This window comes from Streptomyces sp. NPDC000983, from assembly GCF_040299205.1.
In the GTDB taxonomy this organism is placed as follows: Bacteria; Actinomycetota; Actinomycetes; order Streptomycetales; family Streptomycetaceae; genus Streptomyces.
This window is the reverse complement of record NZ_JBEPBM010000039.1, coordinates 48,848-59,610: the sequence shown is the minus strand read 5'-3', so window position 1 is coordinate 59,610 and position 10,763 is coordinate 48,848. Positions and strand designations below refer to the sequence as shown.

The 10,763-nt window shown below is 71.6% G+C and carries 11 protein-coding genes and 1 pseudogene; 5 read left to right on the top strand and 7 right to left on the bottom strand.

All coding sequences use genetic code 11. The features are described from left to right. Window positions 1-312: pseudogene (locus ABT296_RS31865) on the top strand (2-oxoacid:ferredoxin oxidoreductase subunit beta); the annotation flags it as partial. Between the two features lie 51 nt (window positions 313-363). On the opposite strand, the gene ABT296_RS31860 reads toward ABT296_RS31865, so the two are convergent. The 3 genes from ABT296_RS31860 to ABT296_RS31850 all read right to left on the bottom strand — a co-directional run bounded on the left by ABT296_RS31860 (window position 364) and on the right by ABT296_RS31850 (window position 1,955). Then, window positions 364-621 (bottom strand): hypothetical protein, encoded by a 258-nt coding sequence (locus tag ABT296_RS31860; RefSeq protein WP_351932404.1) that lies wholly within the window; start codon window positions 619-621, stop codon window positions 364-366. A 131-nt stretch (window positions 622-752) separates the two neighbouring features. Continuing rightward, window positions 753-1,247 (bottom strand): DUF6082 family protein, encoded by a 495-nt coding sequence (locus ABT296_RS31855; RefSeq protein ID WP_351932402.1) that lies wholly within the window; start codon window positions 1,245-1,247, stop codon window positions 753-755. A 300-nt stretch (window positions 1,248-1,547) separates the two neighbouring features. Beyond that, window positions 1,548-1,955, bottom strand: a complete 408-nt coding sequence (locus ABT296_RS31850; protein WP_351932400.1) for a winged helix-turn-helix transcriptional regulator — start codon at window positions 1,953-1,955, stop codon at window positions 1,548-1,550. Between the two features lie 89 nt (window positions 1,956-2,044). On the opposite strand from ABT296_RS31850, the gene ABT296_RS31845 reads away from it, so the two are divergent. The 3 genes from ABT296_RS31845 (at window position 2,045) to ABT296_RS31835 (ending at window position 4,635) form a co-directional block, all read left to right on the top strand. Beyond that, a complete protein-coding gene (locus tag ABT296_RS31845; protein WP_351932398.1) occupies window positions 2,045-2,899 on the top strand; it encodes an SDR family oxidoreductase in 855 nt (284 codons plus the stop codon). Window positions 2,900-3,014: 115 nt separating this feature from the next. Beyond that, window positions 3,015-4,085: an EamA family transporter RarD gene (rarD, locus tag ABT296_RS31840; protein ID WP_351932396.1), complete on the top strand. Its 1,071-nt coding sequence runs from the start codon at window positions 3,015-3,017 to the stop codon at window positions 4,083-4,085. Between the two features lie 67 nt (window positions 4,086-4,152). Beyond that, the gene (locus ABT296_RS31835) at window positions 4,153-4,635 is read left to right on the top strand and encodes a VOC family protein (RefSeq protein WP_351932394.1); all 483 of its coding nucleotides are present in this window, start codon (window positions 4,153-4,155) and stop codon (window positions 4,633-4,635) included. Window positions 4,636-4,668: 33 nt separating this feature from the next. On the opposite strand, the gene ABT296_RS31830 is transcribed toward ABT296_RS31835, so the two are convergent. Next, window positions 4,669-6,456 (bottom strand): hypothetical protein, encoded by a 1,788-nt coding sequence (locus ABT296_RS31830; protein WP_351932392.1) that lies wholly within the window; start codon window positions 6,454-6,456, stop codon window positions 4,669-4,671. A gap of 233 nt (window positions 6,457-6,689) precedes the next feature. On the opposite strand from ABT296_RS31830, the gene ABT296_RS31825 reads away from it, so the two are divergent. Beyond that, window positions 6,690-7,271 carry a flavodoxin family protein gene (locus ABT296_RS31825; RefSeq protein WP_351932390.1) on the top strand — a complete coding sequence of 194 codons (582 nt, stop codon included), beginning with the start codon at window positions 6,690-6,692 and terminating at the stop codon, window positions 7,269-7,271. A 4-nt stretch (window positions 7,272-7,275) separates the two neighbouring features. On the opposite strand, the gene ABT296_RS31820 is transcribed toward ABT296_RS31825, so the two are convergent. Genes ABT296_RS31820 through ABT296_RS31810 form a run of 3 tightly spaced genes read right to left on the bottom strand, consistent with a single transcriptional unit; the run spans window position 7,276 to window position 10,319 of the window. Then, window positions 7,276-8,145: an ABC transporter permease gene (locus ABT296_RS31820; RefSeq protein WP_351932388.1), complete on the bottom strand. Its 870-nt coding sequence runs from the start codon at window positions 8,143-8,145 to the stop codon at window positions 7,276-7,278. Further along, window positions 8,132-9,112 (bottom strand): ABC transporter ATP-binding protein, encoded by a 981-nt coding sequence (locus tag ABT296_RS31815; protein ID WP_351932386.1) that lies wholly within the window; start codon window positions 9,110-9,112, stop codon window positions 8,132-8,134. The genes ABT296_RS31820 and ABT296_RS31815 overlap by 14 nt, the downstream gene beginning before the upstream one ends. A gap of 10 nt (window positions 9,113-9,122) precedes the next feature. Continuing rightward, on the bottom strand, window positions 9,123-10,319 hold the full coding sequence (locus ABT296_RS31810; RefSeq protein ID WP_351932384.1) for a LolA family protein: 1,197 nt from the start codon (window positions 10,317-10,319) through the stop codon (window positions 9,123-9,125). Window positions 10,320-10,763 lie beyond the last annotated feature (444 nt).

Below are 10,763 nucleotides of genomic sequence, written 5' to 3'. Positions count from 1 at the left end.
GACGGCGCCAAGGGCGTCGTCCGCAACCGGACGACGGGGGACCTGGAGGTCGTCACGGTGACCCCGGACAACGAGGCCGAGATCCTGGTCCACGACGCCCACTCCGCGTCGCCCACGACCGCCTTCGCGCTGTCCCGCCTCGCCGACCCCGACACCCTGCACCACACCCCGATCGGGGTCTTCCGCAGCGTCGACCGGCCGGTCTACGACACCCAGATGGGCGACCAGCTGGACGCGGCCATCGAACAGAACGGCAAGGGTGACCTCGCGGCACTGCTGGCGGGGGGCGACACCTGGACGGTGGTCGGCTGACGGACACGCAGAAGGCCCGGACGCGGCTCGCAGCCGTCCGGGCCCGCTGTGTCAGACGTCGGGGATGTCCCGCTTGGCACGCAGCAAGGTGTCACGGGTGATGACGACGATGCGCTCGTAGTCGGCCCTGGCGGCGTCGTCCGGGAGCAGGGCGTCCAGCTCCTCGGTGCGGTCCGTTCCGATGACAGCGAAGCTTCCGTCGTTCAGTTCGAACAAGTCGGGGCAGGTCTCTTGGGTGAGGCTTCCTCGTTGGCGCGGCGAGTCGCCGAGACGGCGGACAATACGGACGGCGGATGGTTCGCTGTGCAACGCGGGCCTCTTCTACGGCGGATCATGGACGTCCGGAAGAACCGCGCTAGGCTCCCCCCAAGTCACCGTGCATTAAATCAAGTTAGGCCACCGGGGTGGAGGCTTTCACCCTACGGAGCGAGGTAACGCTTTCAGGATGACGGCTCATCGGGAACCGCGACCACCCACCACTCGTCAGGATCGTCCCTGAGTCCGTCCATGATCACGTCCACGGCTCGGCCCACCCTGGCCTCCAAGGACTCACTGGGCAGACTCCGGCGGTGTTCGCGGGTCATCTCCCAATAGTCAGGGAAGGCCGAAGTACGGCACACGATCCTCAAGAACCCCATGAGTTCGTCCCACCCGATGGCACCCACACGGTGGTTGAGCACGGCCATGCTGTACTGCATGTTGATGTAGATCACCTGCCGACGGTGCCGCTCCGAAAGACCCGGCAGAGCGCTCCCGGCCTCCGCCAGGTCGGGATCCGCCAGGGCGCGCTCCAACTGGGCCGTCGCGATGCGATGCAGCTGGATCACATTTGCGTGCCGGATCTCCTCGGCCAGGAAAGTCAGTTGACGGAGCAGATCCTCCGCTAACCGCTCCCGGTGGCGACGGCCGGAAGCGAGCCGAAAGGGAGAGCGCATCCAGACATGCCTTTTGTTCGCCGCTGAATCGTTCCCTCGCGCATCCGGATTCTGTGTGACCAAAGCGAACCCCCGAGTCAGGCGTCCGGGCGTCGGCCAGCTGGCTCATGGGTGGCACGAGGACCGGCGCGCGGGTGGGCACAAACGCCCCGCCCCCAGCATGCCGGGCAGTTCAAGTCGGCGTGGGAGGCGGAAGGGGGGCGCATGGAAGGACGTACCGCTCATGTCAACCAACGCCCTGACAGTCATGTGCCCGGCGAGCGCCTCCGCCATACGTTGCACGGGGTGTGACCGCAGGCATCAACCCTGTTCAGCGCCCTTCTTCCGCGCGTCGTAAGACTCCCTGGCCTCCCGCACCTCCCCCATCCGCACCTGGGTCCACTCCGCCAGCCCTCGCACCCGTTCCGCCGCCTCGCGGCCGAGGGGGGTCAGGGAGTAGTCGACTCGGGGTGGGATGACGGGCTTGGCGTCGCGGTGGACCATGCCGTCCCGTTCCAGGGTCTGGAGGGTCTGGGTGAGCATCTTCTCGCTCACCGGGCGGACCCCGCCGATCGCCCGGCGCAGCTCGCTGAAGCGGTGCGGACTGTCCAGGAGGTTGATCAGTACGAGTACGCCCCAGCGGCTGGTGACATGCTCCAGCACCAACCGGTAGGGGCACATCGTCTCGCCGTCGGCTCGCCATTCCCGCTCATCAGCACTTACTGCCATGCCAGTACCTTACTTCAAAGTGGGTACTTTCCAGAAGTTAGTGCCCCTCCTAGGGTTGGTGTCAGACCACCCCACGAGGAGTTTTCATCATGAGCATCGTCGTCACCGGAGCCACCGGACACCTGGGCCGCCATGTGCTGGAGCAGCTGCTCGACCGGGTACCGGCCGACCAGGTCACCGCCGTCGTCCGCACTCCGGAGAAGGCCGCCGACCTCGCCGAGCGGGGCGTGAACATCGCGGTCGCCGACTACAACGCGCCCGAGACCTTCGACGGCCTGTTCGCGGCCGGCGACAAGGTCCTGCTGATCTCCGGGAACGAGTTCGCCAAGGGCCGTGTCGAGCAGCACAAGGTGGTCATCGGGGCCGCGAAGGCCGCCGGGGTCGCCCTGCTCGCCTACACCAGCGCCCCGGGCAGCCTGACGGCCGCGCTCGCCGACGACCACCGCGGCACCGAGGAGGCCCTCACCGGCTCCGGCGTCCCCTACGTGCTGCTGCGCAACGGCTGGTACCACGAGAACTACACCGAGAACCTCGCCCCCGTGCTGGAGCACGGCGCCGTGGTCTCCGCGGCCGGCGAGGGCCGGGTCTCCTCCGCCTCGCGCGCCGACTACGCCGCGGCCGCCGTCGCCGTGCTCACCGGCGAGGGGCACGAGAACCGGACGTACGAGCTGGGCGGCGACGAGGCGTGGAGCTTCGCGGAGTACGCGGCGGAGGTCGGGCGCCAGACGGGCCGGGAGATCGCCTACAACGCCGTCTCCGGTGAGGTCATGAGGGACATCCTCGCCGGCTCCGGGATGCCCGCGCCGTTCCCCGAGATCCTCGCGGGTGTCGACGCCTCGATCGCCGAGGGTGAGCTGGTCATCTCCTCCGGCGATCTGTCCCGGCTGGCCGGGCGTCCGACCACCCCGTTCGCCGAGGCCGTGGCCGCCGCGGTCAAGGGCTGACCACCTCTCCCGCCGATCACCCTCGACTGTCATGACCGTATGGCGATACGGGCATGACAGTCGAGGGTGATCGGCGCTACCTTCTTCCCGGCGAGTACGACGAGAGGGAGGGCCCGTGAGCGGGAAGCCGAAGGGCGAGCGGCACATAGGACTGCTGAACGGCTTCGCGGCTTATGGGATGTGGGGGCTGTTCCCCCTGTTCTTCCCGCTGCTCAAGCCCGCCGACCCGTTCGAGGTGCTGGCCCACCGGATGGTGTGGTCGCTCGCCGCGGTCGCGCTGGCCCTGCTGGTGATACGCCGCTGGCGGTGGGCCGCCGAACTGCTGCGGCAGCCGAAGCGCCTCGCGCTGATCGCGGTCGCCTCGGCCGTCATCGCCGTGAACTGGGGCGTCTACATCTGGGCCGTGAACAACGACCGGGTCGTCGAGGCCTCACTCGGCTACTTCATCAACCCGCTGGTCACCATCGCGATGGGCGTCCTGCTGCTGAAGGAACGGCTGCGTCCGGTGCAGTGGGCCGCCGTCGGGGTCGGCTTCGCCGCGGTCCTGGTCCTCACCGTCGGCTACGGCCGTCCGCCGTGGATCTCGCTCGTACTGGCGTTCTCCTTCGCCACCTACGGCCTGGTGAAGAAGACGGTCAACCTCGGCGGGCTGGAGTCGCTGGCCGCCGAGACCGCCATCCAGTTCCTGCCCGCGCTGGCCTATCTGCTGTGGCTGTCGGCCGACGGCGGCTCCACCTTCACCACCGAGGGTCCGGGGCACGCGGCGCTCCTCGCCACCACCGGACTCGTCACCGCGCTGCCGCTGGTCTGCTTCGGAGCCGCGGCCATCCGCGTGCCGCTGTCCACGCTGGGTCTGCTGCAGTACCTGGCGCCCGTCTTCCAGTTCCTGCTGGGCATCCTCTACTTCCACGAGGCCATGCCCGCCGAGCGCTGGGCCGGGTTCGCGCTGGTCTGGCTGGCGCTGACCCTGCTCACCGCCGACGCCTGGCGCTCCGCCCACCGGGCCGCCCGGGCGCTCAGGGCCGAGACGGTCAGCGCCGGCGCCGCGCTCACGACCGGCACCGGCGGGGTCGTCGCGACCGCCACCGGGGGCGTCGTACGGGACGCGGACAAGGTGGCTTCGGGATCGGGGCCATCGGGGTCCTCGGGGTCCTCGGGGTCCGATGTGGTGGACGCCAGGCCATAGCCGGGCGTGACTGCGCGTCACGCCTGGTCACGGGGCGTTGTCAGTGGCAGCGGCTATAAGTGGATGCATGACGCAGAGCACTGAAACCGCATCAGCACCCGCCCCGCTGCACTGGAAGCTCGTCGTCGACTGCGCCGACCCGCAGTCCCAGGCGGACTTCTGGGCGGCCGCGCTGCGCTACGAGGTCGAGGACAACGGCGCCTTCATCGAACGGCTGCTGGAGCTCGGCGCGCTGCCGCGCGAGGCCACCGTCGAGTTCCACGCCCGGCTCGCCTTCCGGGACCTGGTCGGCGTACGGCATCCCGAGGACCCGTACGACAAGGACAGCGGGACCGGCCTCGGGCGGCGGCTGCTGTTCCAGCGGGTGCCGGAGGAGAAGACGGTCAAGAACCGGCTCCATCTCGATCTGCACTCCCCTGCCGGGCAGCGGGAGGCCGAGGCCGGGCGGCTGAGAGAGCTGGGCGCGAGCGTCCTGCGGGAGGTCTCGGAGCCGTCCGGATCCTGGGTGGTGATGGCGGATCCGGAGGGCAACGAGTTCTGTGTGCACTGAGCCCCGGCGGTTGCCGGGCTCTAACAACGGACGCTAGGCGCGGCCGGCGGCCCGCTTGGTGAGCCGGTCCATGCGGGCATGGGCCGACTCCAGCTGCTCGGCGTCCTGGGCGGCCGGCCCGCCTTCCGCGACGAGTACGGCCCACAGCGCGATCAGGTCCCGGCCCAGGCGGAGCCCCGCCTCGGGATCGCGTACGGCCCGCCAGGCTGTCGCCGCGCTCAGGATGTTGCCGTAGGCCGACTCCGCGTCCCGGGCGCCGTGGTGCGTCCGGGCCAGGTCGAGGGAGAGGGCGAAGGCGCGCGTCGGGTCACCGCCCAGGTAGGCGATGTAGGCGCTGAGCTCGCGGAGCCGCAGCACCTCCGGGTGGGCGGCGCCGAGCGTCCCGGTCGCCTGCGCGACGGTCCGTTCCGCGAGTTCCGTCGCCTCCTGGGTGCGGCCCTGCCGGACCGCCTCGTTGAGCCGGGCGACCGGCTCCGCGAGGAGGGAGGTACCGCGCGGCGGGGTCTCGTCACCGAGCACCGCCTCGGCCACTGCGTCGAAGCCCCGGGGCGGCGTCGGCAACTTCGGACCGGCGTCCAGGTCCGTGACGTAGGCGGGGCCTATGCGTGGGGGCGGCTTGGGGGCGGGCGTGGCGGTGCGGGTTGAGACGGGGGTGGGGGCGAGGGCGGAGGTGGCGGCAGGCATCGCGGTCGGGATGGGCATCGGCATGGGCATGGGCGTCGACTCGTCGGGGTGAGGGCGGGCGTCGTCGCCCGGGTGGGCATCGGCGGTCGGGCGGGCTTGGGGGGCCGGGTGGGCCTCAGAGGCTGGGCGGGCTTGGGCGGTCGGGAGGGCATCGGAGGCCAGGCGAGCCTCGGATGCCGGGCGCGATTCCGCGGTCGGCCGGGGGTAGGCGTCGTCACCCAGGCGCGTGTAGGCGTCCGGGTAGGGGCGGGCACCGGAAATCGGCTGCGGGGACGCGTCCATCACCGGGGGCGGCCCGAACACGCCGATGGGCGGGACCACCGTCCCCGACGCCGCGCTCGGCACGGCTGACGGCGGAGCGACCGCGGCGGGGGCGGCCGACGGCGCGAGGGCCGACGTGGAGTCGGGCAGGGGGCGGAGGAGGTGGGTGTGGCCGCTGTCCCGGGGAGCGGGGGCCGATGACTCCGGAGGGGCGGATGCCGCGGGAGCCGCCTGCGCAGGAGCCGTCTCCGCAAGGCCCGCCTTCGGGGAAGGCGCCTCCGCGAGGGCCGCCTGCGCAGAGGCCGCTTCCGCCAGGGTGGTCTCCGCAAGCGCGGTCGCCGCAAGGCCCACCGCCCCGGGAACCGCCCCCGCGGGAGCCGCTTCAGCCAGGGTCGCGTCCGTAGGAGCCGCGTCCGCCAGGGCGGTCCCCGCGGGAGCCGCCTCCCCCAGCGTCGCCCCCGCAGGAGCCGTCGTGTCCACCGGGTCACCGGTCAGTTCGCTCGACCCGTCCAGGTTCACCCTGAGCGGTACGGCGTACCCGGACCGGTCGTCCTGGATCGTCGCGAACACGGGGCGGCTGGCGGCGAGCGCCAGGCGGTGCAGGTGGCGCAGCACCGCCTGCTGGACCTCCTGCCCCGCGGCCGCCTCCACCGGGACACCGCCCACCGAGGCGCGGCCGGGGCCACCCGCGGGAACGCGGACCTCGATCGGGTCGGCACCGTGGGCGCCCGCGGGAGCCGTCACGGGCACGGGCGACGCGGGACCCACGGGGTCCTCGACGGCCACGGGATGCGCGATCCCGGCCTGTCGCCCCCGTCCCCCCTGCTCAACCTGCTCCCCCTGCTCCCGCTCCTGCGCACGGCTGAGTCGAGTCATCGGTTCCTCACTCGCTGGCAACTCCTGAGGTCGAGTGTCTCCGCAGGTGCCCGTTCCACGCGTCACCGGCGCGTCACAGCCTCGTTCCAGGACCCCACCCCTCGTCACACCCTCACCTCACGACTCCGCGCCCTCTCCCGTACCTCGCCGACGCTCGACAAATGCTTGCGCACGCATATAATGCAGATGCAGTTTGTTCGCGTACGCCGACCATTCGCATCCCTGGGGGACCCATGACCCGCCGCTTCCTGTTCGTCCTCGGCAGCAGCCGCCCCGACGGCAACACCGAACTGCTCGCCCGCCGCGCCGCCGAACAGTTGCCCGAGGAAGTCGAGCAGCAGTGGATCGATCTCTCCGCGCACCCGCTCCCCGACTTCGAGGACCTGCGCCACGACAGCGACCACGTCCGCGCGACGGAGGGCGACACCGCCCTGCTGCTCGACGCCACGCTCGCGGCGACGGACATCGTGATCGCGTCCCCGCTGTACTGGTACTCGGTCTCCGCCCACACCAAGCGCTACCTGGACTACTGGTCCGGCTGGCTGCGCACCCCCGGCGTCGACTTCAAGGCGACGATGGCCGGGCGCACGCTCTGGGGCGTCACCGCCCTCGCCGACGACGAACCGGCCGTCGCCGACCCCCTGGTCGGCACGCTCAACAACTCGGCCGCCTATCTGGGGATGCGCTTCGGCGGGGTGCTGCTCGGCAACGGCAGCAAGCCCGGCGACGTACTGGACGACACCGACGCGCTGGCCCGGGCGAAGACGTTCTTCCAGGGCGAGACGCCCCTCGCGCGGTTCCCGCACGAGGGCTGACGGCTCAGGCGGTGATGTCCTTCGCCATGAACCGCGCCCAGGCCGCCGAGCCGAACACCCCGGCGTACAGGGCCTGGAGGCCGAGGTTCCTGACCAGGTCGTCCCAGTGGACCGGGTCGCGCATCAGGTCGGCGAAGGACAGCCAGTAGTGCGAGAAGAGGTACGGGTGGATCGCGTGCAGCTGGGGGATCTGGTCGAGGATCTGCACGGTGATCAGCAGGCCCACCGTCGTCGCCATCGCAGCGATGCCGCTGTTGGTCAGGGTCGAGACGAACAGGCCGAGGGCCGCGACCCCGGTCAGTGACGCGGCGACGACCAGGGCGATCAGCAGGGCGCGGCCGAGGCCCTCGGTGAAGCTGATCCGGGTCCCGGAGATCGTCGTCAGCTCCCCCAGCGGGAAGAGCAGCGCGCCGACCGTCAGCGCCGAGACCGCGACCACCAGCGTGGCCAGGAGGCAGAAGGCCATGGTGGTCGCGTACTTGGTGAGCAGCAGTCGGGTGCGGCCGGCGGGGGCGACCAGGAGGTAGCGCAGGGTGCCCGCGTTGGCCTCGCCGGCGACGGCGTCGCCCGCGACGACCCCGACGGCCATCGGCAGGAAGAACGGCAGGGTGGCGGCGAGCGCGGTGAACACCAGGAACAGGCCGTTGTTGGTGATCTGCGAGATGAACGCGGGCCCCTCGCCGCCTCCCCCGCCCGCCGAGCCGCCGTCGCCGGTCTCGATCTTGACGGCGATGCCGACCAGGACCGGTACGGCGGCCAGCACCCCCAGCAGGGCGAGCGTGCGCCAGCGGATCAGCGTCGTGCGCAGCTCGCTGCGCAGAAGGCCGAGCGTCCACAACGGGCTCGCCGGGCGGACGAGTTCAGCGTGCGACATCGAAGCCCTCTCCGGTCAGTGCCACGAACGCGTCCTCCAGCGACGCCCGCTCCACGCCGAAGCCGCGGACGCGGACGCCCGCGGTCACCAGGGCGGCGTTGAGTTCCGCGGGATCGCGGTCGGGCGGCTCGGCGGTCACCCGGTCCTCGGTGACCACGACGTCGGCCGCGCCCTGTTCCTTCAGCACCCGGGCGGCGTCCGCGGTGTCGGGCGTGGTCACGGCGAGCCGGCCGCGCATCCCGGCCGCCAGGTCGCCGACCGCGCCCTGGGTGACGAGTCGCCCCTGGGTCATCACGGCGACATGCGTGCACACCTGTTCGATCTCGTCGAGGAGGTGGGAGGAGAGGAAGACGGTCGTGCCGTCGGAGGCCAGCTCGCGTATCAGGGAGCGGATCTCCCGCATGCCCTGCGGGTCGAGGCCGTTGGTCGGCTCGTCCAGCACCAGCAGCCGGCGCGGCTGGAGCAGCGCGGAGGCCAGGCCCAGGCGCTGTTTCATACCGAGCGAGTACGCCTTGGCCTTCTTGCCGGCGGCGGCCGTCAGGCCCACCCGGTCCAGCGCCGCCGCGACCCGCCGGCCGCGGGTGCGGGGGTCGGCGGTCGGGTCGGCGGCGTCGTAGCGCAGGAGGTTGTCGCGGCCGGAGAGGAAGCCGTAGAGGGCGGGGCCCTCGATCAGGGCGCCGACGTGCGGCAGGACCGACCGGGTGGCGCGGGGCATGGGGCGGCCGAGCACCCGGGCGGTCCCGGAGGTGGGTTCGATCAGGCCCATCAGCATGCGGATCGTGGTGGTCTTGCCGGAGCCGTTGGGGCCCAGGAAGCCGAAGACGCTGCCCGCCGGGACGGTCAGATCGAGGCCGTCGACGGCGAGTTGTCCGCCGCGGTAGCGCTTGGTGAGCGCACGGGTGACGATCACTCCGTCACCCGCGCGAGACTGCTCGGGCGCCGGCTCCGCGGCGGACGTCTCTGTCATGGGTGCCTTACTACCTGCCGTCGGCGGCCTTGACCAGCGCGTCCTTGGTGACCGCGCCGACGTACACCGTGCCGTCCTCGGTGATCAGCGCGTTGACCAGGCGCGTCTTGAAGACGGTGCCCTCGCCGAACTCGCCCTTCACCTTGTCCCCGAGGGAGTCCATGAACCCGCCGAGGTCACCGCCGACCTCGGAGCCGGAGGGGATGCCCTCGCCGCCGGTGTCCAGTACGGCGATGGAGTTCCAGCCCTCGCCGATGATCTCCGGCTCAGCCTCCTCGGCCCGCTCGGGAGCCTTGGAACCGGGCGCCTCGGAGTGCTCGGCCGGGGCCTCGAACTCGCCCTCCTCGGTGACGTTCGCGCCCTTGGGCGGGGTGAAGTCGAAGGTCGACGCGGCCGGCTTGGCGAAGCTGACCTGGGTGAAGCCCACGTCCACCACGGCTGCGCCGCCGCTCGACGGGGTCAGCGTGAACTTCAGCGGCATCCCGGTCCCGGCGTCCACCGCGACGGTGATCTGACCGACCGTGGTGCCGGACTGCTTGGGCTTGATGACCAGGCGGTAGGCGTCGCGGCCCGCGACGTGCGCGGTGCCGTCGACGGTGACGGACGTCGTGTCGTCGACCGCCTTCAGGGCCTCCTCCGTGAGGCCCTTGGGCGTCGCCGGGACCTCCTCGCGCGACTTCTCGCTCTCCTCGGCGGTGGCGTGGAAGACCTCGTTGGAGGCGCTGTCGTAGCCCCAGACGTCCTTGCCGTTGTGGATGAGGCTGTACTCGGCGGCGTCCTCCAGCAGGGAGAGCTTCTGCCGGTCCGGGCCGTCGGCCGCGACGCGCAGCGTGTGGCTGCCGGAGACCAGTTCGGTGAGCTTGGCCGACGGGTCGGCGGCCGAACCGTCGCCGGACCCCGTCGCACCGGACGCCAGCGAGCCCCCGAGCCCGCCGAGGTCGGGCAGGCCCAGATCGGTGTTGATCCGCACCGTCCCGGACAGCTGCTGTACGTCGGACTCGGCGATCTTCTCGATGAGCCGCTGCGCGCTGATCTCCGGCAGGTCCGGGTCGCCGGAGTCGGCGAGGGCCGGGACGAGACCGATGGTCGCCGCCGCCACGCCCATCACCGCGACGGGGACGACGTACCGCGCGGCCTTGCGTCGCCCTGAGCGCAGGTCGTCGGTCTCGTCCCCGGTGGTGCTGTCGTCGGATCCGTACGGTGCCATGTGTGCCTTACCTCCGTCGTCGGCGGCGGCCTGCCAACTCCCGTGCGTCCAGCCCGTAGCCGCCATTCTCACCCGAATCGGTGAGGAGTGGTGTTTTCCGTTGTCACCATCTGACCAAATCGGCTGCGACGAAGCGTCAGACCGCGGGCTCAACTCCGTGTACACCTGCGGTATGACATGAGCGGGCGGCGCCTCCCCCGACCCGTAGGGGTCGCGGCGGACACCGCTCCGGGACGCCCGGAAGCGGAGGCGGTGACTCCGGCAGCCGTGGTCGGGCGGGGCACGGCGGGGCACGGCGGGGCACGGCGGGGCGCAGGTGATCGCGGCGGCTCCGGGCCGGGGAAGTGGCGTACGGGTGGCGTCGGCGCGTACGTGCGGGCGTCGGGGCATACGTGTGGGCGTCGGGGCGTACGTGTGGGCGCCGGGGCGTACGTGTGGGCGCCG